This is a genomic window from Pseudomonas frederiksbergensis, from assembly GCF_017114915.1.
Classification (GTDB): Bacteria; Pseudomonadota; Gammaproteobacteria; order Pseudomonadales; family Pseudomonadaceae; genus Aquipseudomonas; species Aquipseudomonas frederiksbergensis_I.
In genome coordinates this window covers 101,723-120,933 of record NZ_JAAUOE010000005.1, presented here as the reverse complement: position 1 = coordinate 120,933, position 19,211 = coordinate 101,723, and the positions used below count along the sequence as shown (strand labels likewise).

Genomic DNA, 19,211 nt, shown 5'->3' with positions numbered 1-19,211 from the left:
TTCGATCCCATTTTCATTGGGCGTGCAACCGTCTAAACCGCCAGAGGTGAAACCATTTATTTAACAAGGCGCAACCCATACGCGCCATCATTGCAACCGCATCGCCAAACGATGTGCAACCTACCTGTAACAGCCCGCGTCACCGAACTGCACACTGCTGGTGCGCAACTGCTACAACCCGCACCATTACAGGCTAGCCGCTTCGCTGAAAAGCGCTGCTTCCAGCAACATATTTCAACAATCAGATCACGATCCGCAGGCACTGGCCCGCGTGATACAGCGAAAATCCGGCCTCATACAGGCAGCTTCGCAGCCCCACGCCCGCCAATGGCTGCATGGGTGCGAAGGGAATCGGCAGGGCTTGAGGATTTCCGTTACACAAGTAATCGGCAAAGGCTTTGCCGACCACTGTGCCGGTGGTCACGCCGCGTCCGTTGTAACCGGTGACAGCCACCAGACCCGGCGCCGGCTCGAACAGGCGCATCAAATGATCAGGGGTAAAGGCAATGCAACCGGTCCAGGTGCACTCCCATTCCACCGGTTTGAGGTAGGGGAAATAATGTTGCTGCACCCGGTCGGCCCAGGCTTTAAGGAACCAGATCGGCTTCTGATTGCCATTGCCGAGGCTGCCGAGCAGCAATCGTCCTTCGGCATCGCGACGAATACTGCTGAGCACCTGCCGGGTGTCCCAGGAACCCTGGCCACCGGGCAGGATCTGCTGTGCAGCATCTTCGGTCAGCGGCACCGAGGCCACTTGATAGTAATAACCGGGGAAGAAATTGCGCCGCAGCTCTGTCCAGTCGCCTTCGGTGTAGGCATTGGACGCGATCACCACCTGCTCGGCCAGCACCGAACCCTGGGCAGTCTGCACCGACCAGCGCTGGCCCTGACGTTCGAGTCGGGTCACCGGGGAATGATCGAACAACTGACCGCCCAGGCCGATGGCCGCATTGGCCAGCCCCGTGATGTAGGCCATCGGGTTGATCGTGCCGGCACGTCGATCGAGTAACGCTGCTGCGATCTTTTTGGTGCCCGTGGCTTGTTCGCAGGCGCCCCCGGTCAGCAATTCCACCGGTGCTCCGCGACGTTTCCATTGTGCTTCGCGACTGCGCAGATCCGCTTCGCCACGGGCGTTGTGCGCCATGTGCAGCGTGCCTTCACGGCGTAACTGGCAATCGATGTTGTATTTGTCGACCAGGCTGAATACCAGCGACGGCGCCGCTCCCAACATGCGGTTGAGCTGACTGCCGACCGCCTCGCCAAACCCGGCTTCGATTTCGTCTGGAGGGATCCACATCCCGGCGTTGACCAGCCCGACATTACGCCCCGAACCGCCATGCCCGGCGCGATGCGCTTCCAGCACGCAGACACTTTTGCCTTGCTCCAGCAGATGCACCGCCGCCGACAGCCCGGTGAAACCGGCACCGATGACGCAGACATCCACCGTCACCTCGCCCTTCAGCGCCGTATTGTCAGGCCTTTGCGGCGTCAGTTTTTCCCACAGACACTCTTCGCGTAACGGCATTGCCAGACTCCGAAAATGAAACCTAACCAGCCCGATCGTTCCCACGCTCTGCGTGGGAATGCAGCCGGGACGCTCCGCGTCCCACAAGCGGACGCAGAGCGTCCATAGAGGCATTCCCACGCAGAGCGTGGGAACGATCAACAGGCTGCGATCTTTTGAGGCGCCCCCATCAGTCGAACGTAATCCCTTGAGCCAACGGCAACTCCAGCGAATAGTTCACGGTATTGGTCTGACGGCGCATGTACCCGCGCCATGCATCCGAACCGGATTCACGGCCACCACCCGTCTCCTTCTCGCCGCCAAACGCACCGCCGATTTCCGCGCCGCTCGGGCCGATGTTGACGTTGGCGATGCCGCAATCGCTGCCCACTGCCGACATGAATCGCTCGGCTTCACGCACGTCGGTGGTGAAGATGCACGACGACAGGCCTTGGGGCACGGCGTTGTTCAGGCGCAACGCCTCTTCGAAATCGCTGTAACCGATCACGTACAGAATCGGCGCGAAGGTTTCGCTGCGCACCACATCGCTCTGCTCCGGCATTTCGACGATGGCTGGCGAAACGTAGTACGCGTTGGGGAATTTGTCTTCCAGCTGACGCTGACCACCGAACACCCGGCCGCCTTCGCTCAAGGCCTGCTCCAGCGCGTCCTGCATGTTGTCGAAGCTGTGTTTATCGATCAGCGGCCCAACCAGATTGCCTTCCAGTGGATGGCCGATGCGCACCTTGGAGTAAGCGGCTTTCAGGCGGGTGACGATTTCTTCTTTCACCGATTCGTGAGCGATCAGACGACGCAAGGTGGTGCAACGCTGACCGGCAGTGCCGACGGCGCTGAACAGAATCGCCCGCACAGCCATGTCCAGATCGGCGCTTGGGCCGAGGATCATCGCGTTGTTACCGCCCAGTTCCAGAATGCTGCGGGCGAAACGTGCGGCGATTTTCGGCGCCACTTCACGACCCATGCGGGTGCTGCCGGTGGCGCTGACCAGCGCGACACGCGGGTCATCGACCAGGGCCTCACCGGCATCGCGACCACCGATGATCACTTGACTCAGGTGCGGTGGGGCGTCGCTGAAGTTCTTCAGGACGCGGTCGAACAGCGCCTGGCAAGCCAGTGCGGTCAGTGGGGTTTTCTCCGACGGTTTCCAGATCACCGGGTTACCGCAGACCAGCGCCAGCGTCGCGTTCCAGGCCCAGACGGCGACCGGAAAGTTGAACGCGCTGATCACGCCAACGATGCCCAGCGGGTGCCAGGTTTCGCGCATGTGGTGGCCCGGACGCTCGGACGCGATGGTCAAACCGTACAGCTGACGGGACAGGCCGACCGCGAAGTCGCAGATGTCGATCATTTCCTGAACTTCACCCAGGCCTTCCTGAGTAATCTTGCCGGCTTCCCAGGACACCAGCTCACCGAGATCGGCCTTGTACTCGCGCAGGATGTCGCCCAATTGGCGCACCAGTTCGCCACGGCGCGGTGCCGGGACCTTGCGCCACAACTCGAACGCATGATCTGCGCGACTGATGTGCTGCTCGACTTCAGCGGCACCTTCCCAGTTCACGGCGGCAATCCGGCTACCGTCGATGGGCGAATGCACCGGCACTTTGCCGTTCTGGTACAGGGCCGGGTTTACACCAAGACGATCAAGCAATGCGGCAACCATGGGTCACTCCTCGAGCAGAAAGCAGAAACGTGCAGCCGGATTGATTCGGCTGATCAGACCTGTAGTTTTAGCGCTCCCGAGGTTCTCCAACAAACGACGATTAAGCGAGATATCATTCCGTTTATTCATGCTGTGAATCTGCCGGCAACGTAAAGTGCTGACAGAGCGACAAGAACAAGGAGAACCGATGCTGAATAAACGCTATCTGCCGTCGATCACTGCGCTGCAGTGTTTCGAAGCCGTGACCCGGCATCTGAGCTTCACCCGTGCCGCCGAAGAGCTGAACCTGACCCAGAGCGCCGTGAGCAAACAGGTCGCGCAACTCGAAGAGTTGTTGCAGCACCTGCTATTCCGCCGGGTGCGTCGACGCCTGCAAATGACCCCCGCCGGCGATTTGTATTTGGTGGAGGTGCGAAAAATCCTCACCCAAGTCGAAATGTCGACCCACTACCTGCGCTCCTATGGCGGTGACACCGAAGTCTTGCGTGTCTCGACCCCGCCGACCTTTGGTGCACGCTGGCTGGTGCCACGCTTGAAAGGCTGGCGCCTGCGCCATCCCTCGATCCATCTGGACCTGTGCAGCGAACAGGAAGCCGACGACCTGTTGCAAGGTCGCAGCGACCTGGCGTTCTACTTCGGCCAGGGCTCACGGCCCGGCACCGAATGCCTGAAACTGTTTGGCGAGGAGCTTGTTCCTGTGTGTGCGCCGGGAAGCTTGCCGGACACGCCGTTCACCGATCCTACGCAGCTCACTGACCTGGTCCTGCTGCAAAACGCCTCCCGCCCCCAGGCTTGGCATGACTGGTTCGACAGCCAGGGCTACCACACCGAACACAGCTACCACGGCCCGCGTTTCGAAACATTCTATATGTGCATCCGCGCCGCCCAGGTCGGCTGCGGCGTGGCGCTGCTGCCGAAATTTCTGGTGGAAGAGGAATTGGCTGACGGCAAACTGATCATTCCCTGGCAGCATGCTATGCCCAGCACCGACGCCTATTACCTGGCGTATCCGGAGCATTCTGCGGAAGTGCCCAAGGTGCGGAATTTTGTGAAGTGGATGCTGGAGCAGATTGGTAGCCCGGGCACACCGCAAATTTAGCATTGCCCTCGCTCCCACACGGATCGGCTGCGATCCAAAAAATCGCTGGCAATCCTCACCACTGATATGCGCCACTAGCCCCATTCATTGGAAACAGCTGCAACGTCGCTGCCACGGCCAGCCTGGAGAACCCCGTTATGAGCGAGAGCGTGTTTGCCGATCGCATCGTGCAGAACCTGCTCGACACCGACTTCTACAAACTGACGATGATGCAGGCGGTGCTGCACAACTACCCTAACGTGGAAGTCGAATGGGAGTTTCGTTGCCGTAACAGTGAGGATCTGCGCCCGTACCTGGCGGAGATCCGGTTCCAGATCGAGCGCCTGGCCGAGTTGAGCCTGAGTGCCGATCAGTTGAGCTTTCTGGAGCGCATCAGTTTCCTGAAACCGGATTTCCTGCGCTTTCTCGGGCTGTTCCGCTTCAACCTGCGTTATATCCACACCGGCATTGAGAATGGCGAGTTGTTCATCCGCCTGCGCGGGCCGTGGCTGCACGTGATCCTGTTCGAAGTGCCACTGCTGGCCCTGGTCAGTGAAGTGCGCAATCGCTATCGCTACCGGGAAATCGTCCTGGAACAGGCTCGCGAACAACTCTATCGCAAGTTCGACTGGCTGGCCGCCAACGCCAGCGCGGACGAATTGTCCGAGTTGCAGGTAGCCGATTTCGGCACTCGCCGTCGCTTCTCGTTCCGTGTCCAGGAAGAAGTGGTGAACGTGCTCAAGCATGACTTCCCCGGTCGTTTCGTCGGCACCAGCAACGTGCACCTGTCCCGGGAGCTGGACATGAAACCGCTGGGCACCATGGCCCACGAATGGATCATGGCTCACCAGCAGCTCGGGCCACGGCTGATCGACAGCCAGATAGCCGCCCTCGACTGTTGGGTCCGCGAGTACCGTGGCCTGCTGGGGATTGCCCTGACCGACTGCATCACCTTCGATGCCTTCCTCGGCGATTTCGATCTGTTTTTTGCCAAGCTCTTCGACGGCTTGCGCCACGATTCCGGTGACCCGGTGCTCTGGGCAGAAAAAGCCATCGCCCACTACCATAAGCTGGGCATCGACCCGATGAGCAAAACCCTGGTGTTTTCCGACAGCCTGACGCTGCCCAAGTCTCTGGAGATTTTTCGGGCATTGCGCGGTCGGATCAATGTCAGCTTCGGCATCGGCACTAACCTGACGTGCGATATTCCGGGTGTCGAACCGATGAGCATCGTGCTTAAAATGACGGCATGCAACGGCCAACCGGTGGCCAAAATTTCTGATGAGCCTGGCAAGACTCACTGCAAAGACCCGAATTTCGTCGCTTATTTGCGACATGTTTTCCAAGTACCTGCCGCCCTTTCCAGCACAGCTGGCCCATCTAGCAAGGAGTGAATTCATGCAAGCCGTACAGCGTGAGATTGCCGAACAGCTCAAGGTCCAACCGCCCTTCGCGGATCAACTCGCCCTCGAGGCTGAAGTCGCCCGGCGGATCACCTTCATTCAGGACTGCCTGGTCAATGCCGGGCTCAAGACCCTGGTGCTCGGCATCAGCGGCGGCGTCGACTCCCTCACCGCCGGCCTGCTGGCCCAGCGCGCCATCCGTGAACTGCGCGAGCGCACCGGTGACGACAGCTACAAGTTCATCGCCGTGCGCCTGCCGTACCAAACGCAGTTCGATGAACACGACGCCCAGGCCTCGGTGGATTTCATCGCCCCGGACGAACGCCACACGGTGAACATCGGCCCGGCAGTCAAATCCCTGGCCAGTGAAGTGGCAGCCTTCGAAGGCAAGCAGGCGGTCTCGGTGGATTTCGTATTGGGCAACACCAAGGCGCGGATGCGCATGGTCGCGCAATACACCATCGCTGGCGCGGCTCATGGCCTGGTGATCGGCACCGACCATGCAGCGGAAGCGGTGATGGGCTTCTTCACCAAGTTCGGTGACGGTGCCTGCGACCTCGCACCGCTGAGCGGCCTGGTGAAAAATCAGGTCCGGGCGATTGCCCGCAGCTTCGGCGCGCCGGAGTCGCTGGTGGAAAAAATCCCGACCGCCGACCTCGAAGACCTGTCGCCGGGCAAACCGGACGAAGCGTCCCATGGCGTGACCTATGCCGAGATCGATGCATTTTTGCATGGTGAGCCGGTGCGGGAGGAAGCGTTCAGGATCATCTGTGAGACGTACAAGAAGACCCATCACAAGCGGGTGATGCCGTTTGCTCCTTGATTCTGCCCTCTGTAGAAACGAGCACAAAAAAAGCGTCCCGAGTGGACGCTTTTTTTATGCGTTTGATTCGATTACTTCAGGGTAACCGTACCTTTCATCATCGAGATGTGGCCAGGGAACGAGCAGAAGAACCCATACTTTTCAGCCGCATTGAGCTTCGACACGTCGAACGTCACCGAGTCGGTTTCCTTCGCGCCGATGACTTTGGTGTGAGCGATAACGCGGGTATCGCCTTCTTTCAGGTAGTTCTTGTCGATGCCAGCCGACAGGCCGTCGGTGGCGATCGGCTGCATGTCCGCCTCTTTGCTGATCACCAGGTTATGACCCATGACGTTTTTCGGCAGGCTGCCGGAGTGGGTCAGCTCAACGGTGAAGGTCTTGCAGCTTTTGTCGATTTCAATGGCCTTGGTGTTGAAGGACATCTGATCGGTGGAGTCGATGGTCGTTTTGCACTCGGCAGCCATCAATTGGCTGCTGGCCAGTGTCAGCAGGGATACCGCAACAAGTTTGGCAAACATGGTGAATCTCCAAGGCAGGGTTAACAAACGTGCGAGTGGACAGAAGACTGCCTGAAATCTTCGCAAGTTCCTATGACCTGAATCAAAAATTGTATACAACTTTCGGGCTATGAGACTCATCGAAACAATCTACCAGCCAGACGTCTGGGACGGCCCTATCATCAGGGCCATCATTACTCACCTGGAGCGTCTGTCATGTCTTTCAACAGCTTGTTGAGCAGTTTGCTGGCCGCCTATGCCTGTGGCGCCAGTGGCACTTACGAAACACCTGAACGCGCGGTTTAACCCTTGGAACGACGCAAGCCTGCCTTTACTCTGTGGTCCTGATTGACCATGGAGTAAGGCATGTCTTTAACGTCCGTTTGTGTATTTTGCGGTGCCAGCACCGGCACCAATCCGGCTTATCGTGAAGCGGCTGTCGCCTTGGGGCGAGCATTGGCCGAGCGCAAGCTGACTCTGGTCTATGGCGGCGGCGCCGTCGGGTTGATGGGGATCGTGGCCGACGCCGCGCTGGCGGCCGGCGGTGAAGTGATCGGGATCATCCCGCAGAGCCTCAAGGACAAGGAAATCGGCCATAGCGGTCTGACTCGCCTGGAAGTGGTTGACGGCATGCATGCGCGCAAGGCGCGAATGGCCGAACTCAGTGATGCCTTCATCGCCCTGCCTGGCGGCCTGGGCACGCTGGAAGAGCTGTTCGAAGTCTGGACCTGGGGCCAGCTCGGCTATCACGGCAAACCGCTGGGTTTGCTGGAAGTGAACGGTTTCTACAGCCAGTTGACGTCTTTTCTCGATCATATCGTCGGCGAAGGCTTCGTTCGTGAAGCGCACCGTGACATGCTGCAAATGAGCGAATCGCCGCAAACCCTGCTCGACGCACTGGACGCCTGGCAACCCTCGGTACCGCCAAAATGGACCGAGCAAAAACCCGGCTAACGGCTCCACGCCGATACAGGGCAGAATACGCGCCGCTCAACCTCACCTTCGACCCCAGAGGATCGCCCATGGCTAAACCTAATTATTCCTTCGCCAAACGTCAGAGAGACTTGGCCAAGGAGCAGAAGAAAGAGGAAAAGCTTCAGCGCAAGAAAGCTACAGCTGAAGAAGAAGCAGCCGCACTGAACCCGGATGCAGAAGGTGAAGTGGCCGCAGAAAGTGATGTTGAAGCACCGAAAGATCAGGCGCCCGACGCCTGAGACCCCCAGGGCCCGATGATCTGATCAGGCCCACCGGATCTGTGTCCAGGGTCGGCAACACTGTTGCTGACCCTCGCAGGCCAGTCTGAAATCCCTCAAAACTGCCCGTTCCCACACTCGATCTGCGCTACTCCAATGGCATCACGGTAACCCGAACCTCCGGGTCATGACTGCCACCGCCCAGAATCACCCCGCGCAACGGCGACACATCGGAAAAATCCCGGCCCCAGGCCAGGGTAATGTGCTCCAGCGCCGGTTGCACATTATTGGTCGGGTCGAAATCCACCCAACCCAGCACCGGGCAAAACACCGAAACCCAGGCATGCGACGCATCGGCGCCAATCAACCGTGGCTGGCCCGGTGGTGGCTGGGTCAGCAGGTAGCCGCTGATGTACCGCGCCGCTAATCCACGGGAGCGCATGCACGCCAGCATCAGATGCGCAAAGTCCTGGCAAACCCCACGTCGCCTCTCCAACACCTCCACCAGCGGCGTCGCCACCTGGGTCGCTTCGGCATCGAAGGTGAATTCGCTGAAAATCTTCTCCATCAATGCCTGAACACCCAGCAGCAATGGCTGGCCAGGAGGAAAACAACTTTCCGAGAACTCGACGAAGCTGCGCTTCAAATGCACATAGGGTGATTCGAACCGGTAACGGCAGGCTTCCAGCAACTGAGGTGAAAGTGGCTGACTGCTATAGGTCAGCGCGTTGCGGGTATTTTCCCAGGCCGGCGATTGATTGAAGTCCAGCGGCGGCCGGGCCAGCACTTCGACGGAGAGCCGAGCATTGACCAGCAATTCATCGTGAGGCCGCTCGAACGCCAACCGGGTCAGCGGATTGCCGAACACATCCAGCTCATCCCGGCGTGAAGTCGGCTCGGGACTGATCTGCAATTGTTGCTCGGTGCAGCGCTGCCAGGCACAGGGCCGTGGCCACAGATGCGCCAGCTGCTGAGCCAGGGACACCGGGCTGTCATAGTGATAATGGGTATCGTGGAAAATCTGGTAATGGGCACTCATCAGACGGACACCGTGCGCTGGCTGACATCATCGACATGGGCGAAATGACGCAAGGCCAGGCGATCCGACACCTGTCCGCTGGCATCGGCGATCGCTTGCAGCAGATCGGCCAGCCCCTCTACGGCGGCGCGAACACTGTCCTCGCCAAACAACGAGTTTTCCAGGCAGCTCAGATCGAAGCGCGCCAGCCGCTCCACCCACTGTGGCAGACCTGTTTCGCGCGGCGCGCCAAAGTCGTCGTTCAAGCGCTTCAACGTGCGGGTCACCAGTTTCAACTGGAACAGCACCGCGTGAGGGTTCTGTTCATCCAGCAGCAACAGGTCGAGCACCGGGATCAATTGCGCCACCGCCAGGTACCGCGAGCGGTAGGTGATGCTGCTGTTGCCCAGCTCCAGCAGCCATTCCAGCCCGGCCTGATCGAAAGCCCCGGCGCCGCGCAGAAACGCTGCCAGACTGCCGCTGAGAAATTGCAGCCGTTCGATCCGCCGACCGATCATCAGGAAGCGCCAGCCTTCATCCCGGGTCATGTCGTCCAGAGCAAAACCGGACAGTGCCGCCAGCGACATCACCAACCGGTTGAGGAAGTCCAGCAACTCGCCGAAATCCGGCTCTTCGCTTTCCAGCTCCATGGCTTCGCGCTGCAATTCCACCAGTGCCTGCCAGTTTTCCCGGGAAAGCTTGCCGCGCACTTGCGAGGCCGCCCACTGCAAGCGTTGCAGGTTGGAACGCAAGCTGAACGGCCCATCGCCGAGCAGCGCCGCCAGCAATCGCTCCGGCAATTCGCCCTCCTCCGGCAACAGATTCAGGCGCTCGCCGAGATCGACCGCCGCCTCCAGGGCTTGCGGGTCATCGCCATCGATATAGCGCGCCAGCATGATCCGCAGCAGCCGCGCGCTGTCATCGCAGCGCTCGCAGTAACGGCCGAACCAGAACAGGTTCTCGACCACCCGCGATGGCAGATACGGATCGCGTCGCACCAGATCGTGAACGCCGATGTTGCGCTGGGCTTTCCATTGTTCGCCGCTGGGCGGGCGATCGCCCAATACCCAGGTGTCCTTGCTCGCGCCGCCGCGTTGCATGGACACCGCTTCGGCGTCAGCCTCGGCGGCAACCCGGGTCAGCCCGCCGGACAGCACCCGATAGCCGTCCTGACCGGCTACCGCATACACCCGCATGCCGATGGCTCGCGGTTGCAACTGACCGCCCTCGGCCTGCCAGATCGGCGCCTGGGACAGTTGCGCCAATTCTTGCGCAACATAAGCGTAAGGCCGTGCCTGCATGCGCTCAGCCAGGGACTGGCGCTGTTTTTCACTCAGATCACGACCCAACACCGGTGCGAAGCTCTGCGACGGAAATGCCGGTTTGATCAACAGTTCCGGCAGTTTTTCCAGGGCCTGGGCCAGTACCGGCGCTTCGCCGCACCACCAGGTCGCGATGGATGGCAGGATCAGCTCTTCACCGAACAGGAATTGATTGATCTTTGGCAAGAAGCCCAGCAACCCCGGCGACTCCAGCACGCCGCTGCCGAGGGCGTTGGCCACCAGCACCCGGCCCTGACGCACGGCTTCGAGCAGCCCCGGCACGCCAAGAGCCGAGTCGGTGCGCAACTCCAGTGGGTCGCAGAAATCGTCGTCGAGCCGACGCATGATCGCGTGAACCCGACGCAGCCCGCTCAAGGTCTTCAGAAATACCGTGGCATCCCGGACGGTCAGGTCGCCGCCCTCCACTAACGGATAACCGAGCTGACGAGCCAGGTACAAATGCTCGAAATAGCTTTCGTTGAAACGCCCCGGCGTCAGCAGGACGATCAGTGGCGCATCGTCATCGCTCGGCGCCTGACGGGTCAGGGTTTCCTGAAGCGTGCGGAAGAACCCGGCCAGGTGCCGCACTTTCAAATCGCGGTACAACTCGGGGAAGGCCCGGGACACGATGGTGCGGTTTTCCAGGGCGTAACCGGCACCGGATGGCGCTTGAGTCCGGTCCGCGGTCACCCACCAGCGACCGTCCGGCGTGCGCGCCAGATCCACGGCATACAGATGCAGAAAGGCCCCGTCGGGCGGTGCAATGCCCTGGCAAGGCCAGAGGAAGTTGTTGTGACCGAACACCAATTCAGCCGGCAGCAGGCCTTCGGCGATCAAACGCTGAGGACCGTACAAGTCCGCCAGCACGGCATTGAGCAGGCGCGCCCGTTGGGCGATCCCGGCCGATAACTGCTGCCATTCATCGGCGGCAATCACATGAGGCAGCAGGTCCAGCTCCCAAGGCCGGTCGGCCCCCTTGGGATCGGCATAGACGTTGTAGGTCACGCCGTTTTCCTGGATCTGCCGGGTCAACAGCGCCTGACGCTGCGCCAGTTGCGCTGGCGTGCTGCGTTGCAATTGATCGAACAGCCGCCGCCAGTGCGGGCGCACGGCACCGCTGTCGTCGAGCAGTTCGTGGTAAGTGCCCGCGGTCAGCGGGTAGCGGTCAAGCAGGTCAGGCATGGAAAGCTCGGCAGACAGCAAAGAACGGTCAGACTAACGCAGGCACATGACGCCCGGATAGACGAAAAATCCGAGCGTCGCGTACGGTTTAGAAACGTCGCAAATCGAGCGTCATCGGCAGCTCGTCGTTAATTTCCAGATTGGGTATAGGAAGTTTCCCAGGCGTGTGTCCGACGCGGAAGAAACGCGCCATCCGCCGGCTCTCGGCCTCATTGGCGTTCACCGGCAGGCTGTCATAGTTGCGCCCGCCCGGATGGGCGACGTGGTACTGACAGCCGCCCAGCGAACGCCCCATCCAGGTGTCGAGCAGGTCGAACACCAGCGGCGCGTGGACCGGGATGGTCGGCTGCAGGCAGTTGTACGGTTGCCAGGCACGGAAACGTACACCGGCGACGAACTCACCGACCCGACCGGTAGGTTGCAACGGCACCGGAATGCCGTTGCAGGTCAGCAGATAACGCTGGGGCGGCAGGCCGCTGAGTTTGACCTGCAAACGCTCCAGCGACGAATCCACATAACGCACCGTTCCGCCCGCGCTGCCCTCCTCGCCCAACACATGCCAAGGCTCCAGTGCCTGACGCAATTCCAGCTCGATGCCGCTGACGGCGTAGTCGCCGACCTTGGGAAAACGGAACTCCAGATGCGCCGCAAACCATTCGGCTCGCACCGGATAACCGGCGGCATTCAGATCGACGATGACGTCGGCGAAATCCTGCTCGATAAAGTGCGGCAACAGGAATCGGTCGTGCAGTTCGGTGCCCCAACGCGCCAGTTTCGGCGGTGCATAAGGCTCGCGCCAGAACCGCGCCACCAACGCCCGCAGCAGCAACTGCTGAGCCAGGCTCATGCGTGCATGGGGCGGCATTTCAAAAGCTCGCAGTTCCAGCAAGCCGAGGCGTCCGGTGGCGCCATCCGGCGAATAGAGTTTGTCGATGCAGAACTCGGCGCGGTGGGTGTTGCCGGTCACGTCGATCAGCAAATTGCGCAACAAGCGATCCACCAGCCATGGCGGGCATTCTTCGCCCGGTTTCGGCATCTGTGCGAAGGCGATTTCCAGTTCATACAGCGAATCGTTGCGCGCTTCGTCCACCCGTGGGGCCTGGGATGTCGGGCCGATGAACAATCCGGAAAACAGGTAGGACAAGGACGGGTGGTTGTGCCAGTAGCTGATCAGGCTGCGCAGCAGATCGGGACGGCGCAGAAAAGGTGAGTCAGCCGGGGTCGCGCCACCCAGTACGAAATGGTTACCGCCGCCGGTGCCGGTGTGCCGGCCGTCGATCATGAATTTCTCGGTGGTCAGCCGGGTCTGGCGCGCCTCTTCGTAAAGAAACTCGGTGCGTTCCACCAACTCATCCCAAGTGGCGGACGGCTGGACGTTGACCTCGATCACACCCGGGTCCGGGGTAATGCGGAAGTTGCCAAGGCGCGGATCGCTCGGCGGCTCATAGCCTTCCAGCAGTACCGGGCAATGCAATTCCTCGGCGGTGGCTTCGATGGCGGCGACCAGTTCCAGGTAGTCCTCGGCCCGCTCCAGAGGCGGCATGAACAGGTACAACCGACCTTCGCGCGCTTCGGCGCAGAACGCGGTGCGGGTCAGCCAGTCGGCGGATTGGTCGATCTCGGGCACACGTTCGTCGGCCGTTTTCGGTTGAGCGTGATTCTGTAGCTGGTCGGTGTCCGGCAGCTCCGGGAAATCCTGATTCGGGTCCGTGGGGTGAATGAACGGGTACTCCGCGGCGTTCACCCAAGGCTGCGAACCGAGCGGCAAACGATAACCCAGTGGCGAATCCCCCGGCACCAACCGGCAGTGTTCCTCGCGCAGGTACCAGCGACCGCTCTGCCATTGATCGCCCTTGGCGGTGCGCGCCAGCGGCAGGACCTGACCGATCACCTTGTCCAGACCCTGGCTGAAGACTTTGCGCAGTCGCGCCCGCTCCAGAGGTTCTTCCAGACGTGAGTCTTCGGCGCTGACGTTCTGCGGCAACGCGCCTTCGCGCCATAGGTAATAGAAATTGTCTTCGTAGGCCGGAAACACGAAGCGCGTCGGAATCTTCAAGCGCTCGGCGACACTCGCCAGAAAGCGCCCGGCCAGTTCGCCATCGGCACCGTAGTCTTCCTGCTCGTCGGCGATCAGCGCGCTGTTGTGCCAGATAGGCACACCGTCGCGGCGCCAGTAGCAGTTCAGCGACCAGCGCGGCAGCTGCTCGCCGGGGTACCACTTGCCCTGACCGAAATGCACCAGACCCTTGGGCGCGTAATGCTTGCGCATGCGCTGGAACAGTTCGGCTGACAGCCGACGCTTGTCTGGCCCGAGCGCGGCGGTGTTCCACTCGGCGCCGTCCGGGTCATCGATGGAAACGAACGTCGGCTCGCCGCCCATGGTCAGGCGCACGTCGCCTTCGAGCAAGTCGGCATCGATCTGTCGGCCCAACGCCTGAATCGCCAGCCATTGGTCTTCGGTGTAGGGTTTGGTAACCCTTGGTGCTTCCCAAATCCGCTCCACGGACATGTCGTGGGTGAATTCGCACTCGCACGGTTCCACCAAGCCGCTGATCGGTGCCGCAGAGGACGGATCGGGACTGCACGCCAACGGAATGTGTCCTTCACCGGCAAACAACCCTGAGGTCGCGTCCAGGCCGATCCACCCGGCACCGGGCAAATAAACTTCGCACCAGGCGTGCAGGTCAGTGAAATCCACTTCGGTGCCCGAGGGGCCATCAAGGCTTTTCACGTCGGCGGTTAGCTGGATCAGGTAACCGGAAACGAATCGCGCCGCCAGGCCGAGATTGCGCAGCAACTGCACCAGCAACCACGCCGAGTCACGGCAGGAGCCGGAGGCCTGTTCGAGGGTGTATTCCGGGGTCTGTACCCCCGGCTCCATGCGAATCAGGTAGCTGATGTCTTCGCTCAAGCGCTGGTTGAGCGCGACGAGGAAATCCACGCTGGGCAACGGCGTGCGGTCAATGCCGTCCAGATAAGCCTTGAATGCCGGCGTCAAGGGCAAGGTTTCCAGATACGGCGCCAGCTCTTTGCGCTCATCCGCGGCGTAGGCGAAAGGGATCTTCTCGGCGTAGGGCTCGAGGAAGAAATCGAACGGATTGAACACCGCCATCTCGGCCAGCAGATCGACCTCGATCCGCAGTTCATCGGTTTTCTCCGGGAACACCAGCCGCGCCAGGTAATTGCCCTGGGGGTCCTGCTGCCAGTTGATGAAATGCTGCTCGGGCGAGACTTTCAGCGCATAGGACAGTATCCGCGTGCGGCTGTGGGCAGCCGGGCGCAGGCGAACGATCTGCGGACCGAGCTCGACGGCGCGGTCATAGCGGTAATGCGTGACGTGATGCAATGCGACATGTATCGACACGGCGGCCTCCTGCGAGCCAGGGCATGGACACAAAGCGCGCAAGACTTATGCCAGAGCGGCGGTCACTGCGCTTTATCAACAGACCCGGTGCAGTACAGCACCAAAACGGCGCCGTGGCTGCGGTTATGGTGCGAGGGCCGCACATATTTGTGGCGCACGTGTGAGGGGCGGGTGCTGAATCTACCCAATTAACGGGCTTTGTGCTTTGCAATAACAGCTTGGCGCAAGTGACGTACTTCAAGCAGCTTCTGGCGCATCTCGCGGTGACGCTTGCTGTTGAGCAACAATAGCGCCAGCAGTGGGAACAGCAACGTCACAGCATAAGCCAGGGGATGCACCTCATATGCAATGGTGGGCAATACCCCAAGAAAACAAAGGGCCAGAAGCACGACCAGAGGCCGCACCCATTGCGGACGACCGCGCGCGACCATGAAATGGCAGTGCACGACGATGAGGGTCAGCGCGATCCCCCCGAAAAAAGAGTACTTGGCGTTGTCAGCCAACGGAAGGTTTCGAAAATAGCTTTCGAAAAACAAAGGCACCGCAAAGACCAGGGTAAAAATTGACGCGAATATTGCCCCCATGAAGACCGGGAAATACTTCGATAGAAAACTGCGAATGCTGGGCAGCTCATTCATTGCTCAGCCTCCTCGTACAGGCCTACGGCAATGGTGCGGACATTCCCCGAAATTGCACTGCCGGTAAAACCGATAGCGGCGCCCAAGGCGTCTTTTATCTGAGTGACCGTTGCATGCTTGACCTCGGTGGGCGTGAAACGCTTGGGCAATTCACCCGACAACTGCTTCAACTTGATCATCTTCGACGTCAAGCGCGGGTCGTTGATGCTCAATAGTTCTTTGGTCAGTTTGGCACGTTCCTGTCGATTCAGACCCCTGAGCACTTCCCTGACACTTTTCCCGGTCGTGGCCTTATTCAGCCTGACCAGTTTGAGCGTTGTCAGCGTGGATGCGCCTACCCCGACCAAGGACGCAGCATCCAGCGCAATCATGGTGTACTGGTACCACTCTTCGCTGTCGAGCTCATCGTTACGGGCAGGGTTGACGATCTCATTGCGGGTCCGATAGCCGCTGGCAAAACACTGCACTGAGCTGGCAGCCGCAGCGGTATAACCGAGCGCAGCGACCACAGTACTTGCCCCTGCCGAAAACGGAATAGCCACGGAGCCACTGAGCACTACGATCCAGCCGATCACTGCACCCGCGCACGATAAGGTGGTGTTGACTGCCTCACCAACCAGGCGCGATTCGCGCGGATTGTCCTGCACCTGCTGGGCAAACTGAGCCGGCGCGATGTACTTCTGCGCCTCGCGCAAAATGATTCGCTTGGGCCGGACACTACAAATCGGCTTGAACTCACGCAGGGTCACCACGTTGAATTCGGCGTCGATGTACACCACGCCCGCGCCGACGATTCCGGGGGCGGCGTCGATGGCGGCGAACAGGCGCGGCAGGTTGATCTGGCTTTCGATGCGTTGACGGGCCATGAACTGGGAGCGGCTGTAGTCCATGCCGATACTGGCGAGCGGGTTGGTCATGCGGTTCATCCCTGGAAGTGCAGTCGGAGTTCCGATCCGGAACCGGTATTGATCAGGCGCGGGCAAGCCCGGCTCCCATACTTGATCGGCGTGGGACGCGCATTTTGTGCACCCTCACATCCAATGTGAGAGCGGCGGTGCAGCGATCCGACTTGTCCGCGCTGGCGATTTATCAGGCACCAACCTTAACAAACGAGTGTTACACCCGCCAGAACGCAAAACGCCAGCCCAAGGGCTGGCGTTTTATTAGCTGACTCTACGATTAACGCGGCACGACCGGCTTGCGCGCGGGCTTGGGCCCCTTGCCTTTGGCCGCGTCCTTGCGTTCCTTGGCCGCCTGCTGGTTGCGGGCGAATGCCGCCGCCTTGGCCTGTTCACGCTTGTCCCACGGGTTGCCGCCATCGCTGGCGCGCGGTGGCAGACCGGTGTGCTGGGTCAGGATCTTGGTGGTCTTTTCCCCCGCCACTTTATGGCTACCGGCCGGTGTCGAGTTCTTGCGACGAGCGCTCTGGTAGCTGTCGGTCGCTGGCTGATGCAACGGGATCAACTGGTTCTTGCCCGGCCCGATCAGGTCGGCACGGCCCATGCGGGTCAGCGCTTCACGCAGCATCGGCCAGCCTTTAGGGTCGTGATAACGCAGGAACGCCTTGTGCAGGCGACGCTGCTCTTCGCTCTTGACGATGGTCACGCCGTCGCTCTTGTAAGTGACTTTGCGCAACGGGTTCTTGCCCGAGTGGTACATCGCGGTGGCGGTGGCCATCGGCGACGGGTAGAACGCCTGCACCTGATCGGCGCGGAAGCCGTTGCCCTTGAGCCACAGGGCCAGGTTCATCATGTCTTCGTCGGTGGTGCCCGGGTGAGCGGCGATGAAATACGGAATCAGGTACTGCTCTTTCCCGGCTTCCTTGGTGTACTTCTCGAACATGCGCTTGAACTTGTCATAGCTGCCGATGCCCGGTTTCATCATCTGATTGAGCGGACCTTCCTCGGTGTGTTCCGGGGCGATCTTCAGGTAACCGCCGACGTGGTGGGTTACCAGTTCCTTGACGTACTCCGGCGACTCGACCGCGAGGTCGTAGCGCAGGCCAGAGGCAATCAGAATCTTCTTCACACCCGGCAAGGCACGGGCACTGCGATACAGCTGAATCAGCGACGAGTGGTCGGTGTTCAGGTTCGGGCAGATGCCGGGGAACACGCAGGACGGCTTGCGGCACGCGGATTCGATTTCCGGGGTTTTGCAAGCGATGCGGTACATGTTCGCGGTCGGGCCGCCGAGGTCGGAAATGACGCCGGTGAAGCCCGGGACCTTGTCGCGGATCTCTTCGATTTCGCGAATGATCGACTCTTCGGAGCGGTTCTGGATGATCCGGCCTTCGTGCTCGGTGATCGAGCAGAAGGTGCAGCCGCCGAAGCAGCCACGCATGATGTTCACCGAGAAACGGATCATTTCGTAGGCCGGGATCTTTTCCTTGCCATACGCCGGGTGCGGAACGCGCGCGTAAGGCATGCCGAACACGTAGTCCATTTCTTCGGTAGTCATCGGAATCGGCGGCGGATTGAACCAGACGTCTACCTCGCCGTGCTTCTGCACCAATGCACGGGCGTTGCCCGGGTTGGTTTCCAGGTGCAATACGCGGTTGGCGTGAGCGTAAAGCACCGCGTCGCCACGGACTTTCTCAACCGACGGCAGACGAATCACGGTCTTGTCGCGAGTCATCTTCGGGCTGGCCAGGATCTGCACGACTTTGGCTTCGCTCGGATCTTCAACCGGCCCTTTTTCCTGCTCGATGGCACAAGCGGCAGTGTCCTGGGTGTTGACGTACGGGTTGATGATCTTGTCGATCTTGCCCGGACGGTCGATGCGCGTGGAATCGACTTCGTACCAGCCTTGCGGCGTGTCACGGCGGATGAACGCGGTGCCGCGCACGTCGGTGATGTCTTCGATCTTGTGGCCATAGGACAGGCGCTGGGCGACTTCGACGATCGCACGCTCGGCGTTGCCGTAGAGCAGGATGTCGGCGCAGGCGTCGATCAGGATCGAGTTGCGCACCCGGTCCTGCCAGTAATCGTAGTGGGCGATGCGGCGCAGGGACGCTTCGATGCCACCGAGCACGATCGGCACGTGCTTGTAGGCTTCCTTGCAGCGCTGGCTGTAAACCAGACTCGCGCGGTCCGGACGCTTGCCCGCCAGGCCACCGGGGGTATAGGCGTCGTCGGAACGGATTTTCTTGTCGGCGGTGTAGCGGTTGATCATCGAATCCATGTTGCCGGCCGCGACGCCAAAAAACAGGTTCGGCTCGCCGAGCTTCATGAAGTCGTCTTTGGACTGCCAGTTCGGCTGCGCAATGATCCCGACGCGGAAGCCCTGGGCCTCCAGCAGCCGGCCGATGATCGCCATGCCGAACGACGGATGGTCGACGTAGGCATCACCGGTGACGATGATGATGTCGCAGGAATCCCAGCCGAGCTGATCCATCTCCTCCCTGCTCATCGGCAGGAATGGCGCTGGTCCGAAACATTCGGCCCAGTACTTGGGATAGTCAAATAACGGCTTGGCTGCTTGCATGTCGATAACCGGTGTTGGCTTTCAT

The 19,211-nt window shown here is 60.6% G+C and carries 14 protein-coding genes; 5 read left to right on the top strand and 9 right to left on the bottom strand.

The features are described from left to right. Window positions 1–241: 241 nt before the first annotated feature. Both amaA and amaB read right to left on the bottom strand, forming a co-directional pair. Window positions 242–1,525, bottom strand: coding sequence for an L-pipecolate oxidase (gene amaA / locus HCU66_RS05890; RefSeq protein ID WP_205887588.1), 1,284 nt, complete (start codon window positions 1,523–1,525; stop codon window positions 242–244). Between the two features lie 169 nt (window positions 1,526–1,694). Then, complete coding sequence (gene amaB, locus HCU66_RS05885) at window positions 1,695–3,185, bottom strand: L-piperidine-6-carboxylate dehydrogenase (RefSeq protein WP_205887587.1); 1,491 nt, start codon at window positions 3,183–3,185, stop codon at window positions 1,695–1,697. Window positions 3,186–3,372: 187 nt separating this feature from the next. On the opposite strand from amaB, the gene HCU66_RS05880 reads away from it, so the two are divergent. The 3 genes from HCU66_RS05880 to nadE all read left to right on the top strand — a co-directional run bounded on the left by HCU66_RS05880 (window position 3,373) and on the right by nadE (window position 6,489). After that, a complete protein-coding gene (locus tag HCU66_RS05880; RefSeq protein ID WP_205887586.1) occupies window positions 3,373–4,284 on the top strand; it encodes a LysR family transcriptional regulator in 912 nt (303 codons plus the stop codon). A 137-nt stretch (window positions 4,285–4,421) separates the two neighbouring features. Further along, complete coding sequence (pncB, locus tag HCU66_RS05875) at window positions 4,422–5,657, top strand: nicotinate phosphoribosyltransferase (RefSeq protein WP_205887585.1); 1,236 nt, start codon at window positions 4,422–4,424, stop codon at window positions 5,655–5,657. 4 nt (window positions 5,658–5,661) lie between these two features. After that, complete coding sequence (nadE, locus tag HCU66_RS05870) at window positions 5,662–6,489, top strand: ammonia-dependent NAD(+) synthetase (RefSeq protein ID WP_205887584.1); 828 nt, start codon at window positions 5,662–5,664, stop codon at window positions 6,487–6,489. Window positions 6,490–6,560: 71 nt separating this feature from the next. Here nadE and azu read toward each other — a convergent pair whose 3' ends face one another. Then, window positions 6,561–7,007, bottom strand: coding sequence for an azurin (gene azu, locus HCU66_RS05865; RefSeq protein ID WP_205887583.1), 447 nt, complete (start codon window positions 7,005–7,007; stop codon window positions 6,561–6,563). Window positions 7,008–7,352: 345 nt separating this feature from the next. Here azu and HCU66_RS05860 point away from each other — a divergent pair, with 345 nt between their 5' ends. Both HCU66_RS05860 and HCU66_RS05855 read left to right on the top strand, forming a co-directional pair. Continuing rightward, entirely contained in the window at window positions 7,353–7,940 is a 588-nt protein-coding gene (locus tag HCU66_RS05860) for an LOG family protein (protein ID WP_205887582.1), read from the top strand. Window positions 7,941–8,008: 68 nt separating this feature from the next. Beyond that, window positions 8,009–8,200: a hypothetical protein gene (locus tag HCU66_RS05855; RefSeq protein ID WP_201115125.1), complete on the top strand. Its 192-nt coding sequence runs from the start codon at window positions 8,009–8,011 to the stop codon at window positions 8,198–8,200. 127 nt (window positions 8,201–8,327) lie between these two features. Here the strand turns inward: HCU66_RS05855 and HCU66_RS05850 are convergent, their stop codons facing one another. The 6 genes from HCU66_RS05850 to HCU66_RS05825 form a co-directional block, all read right to left on the bottom strand. Continuing rightward, entirely contained in the window at window positions 8,328–9,218 is an 891-nt protein-coding gene (locus HCU66_RS05850) for a transglutaminase family protein (RefSeq protein WP_205887581.1), read from the bottom strand. Continuing rightward, entirely contained in the window at window positions 9,218–11,701 is a 2,484-nt protein-coding gene (locus HCU66_RS05845) for a circularly permuted type 2 ATP-grasp protein (protein ID WP_205887580.1), read from the bottom strand. The genes HCU66_RS05850 and HCU66_RS05845 overlap by 1 nt, the downstream gene beginning before the upstream one ends. Before the next feature lie 88 nt (window positions 11,702–11,789). Continuing rightward, the gene (locus HCU66_RS05840; RefSeq protein WP_205887579.1) at window positions 11,790–15,065 is read right to left on the bottom strand and encodes a transglutaminase family protein; all 3,276 of its coding nucleotides are present in this window, start codon (window positions 15,063–15,065) and stop codon (window positions 11,790–11,792) included. A gap of 188 nt (window positions 15,066–15,253) precedes the next feature. Continuing rightward, the gene (locus HCU66_RS05835) at window positions 15,254–15,703 is read right to left on the bottom strand and encodes a hypothetical protein (RefSeq protein ID WP_205887578.1); all 450 of its coding nucleotides are present in this window, start codon (window positions 15,701–15,703) and stop codon (window positions 15,254–15,256) included. Continuing rightward, window positions 15,700–16,620 (bottom strand): Ssp4 family T6SS effector, encoded by a 921-nt coding sequence (locus HCU66_RS05830; RefSeq protein ID WP_205887577.1) that lies wholly within the window; start codon window positions 16,618–16,620, stop codon window positions 15,700–15,702. The genes HCU66_RS05835 and HCU66_RS05830 overlap by 4 nt, the downstream gene beginning before the upstream one ends. 262 nt (window positions 16,621–16,882) lie before the next feature. After that, a complete protein-coding gene (locus HCU66_RS05825) occupies window positions 16,883–19,186 on the bottom strand; it encodes a YgiQ family radical SAM protein (RefSeq protein ID WP_007939575.1) in 2,304 nt (767 codons plus the stop codon). Between the last annotated feature and the right edge of the window lie 25 nt (window positions 19,187–19,211).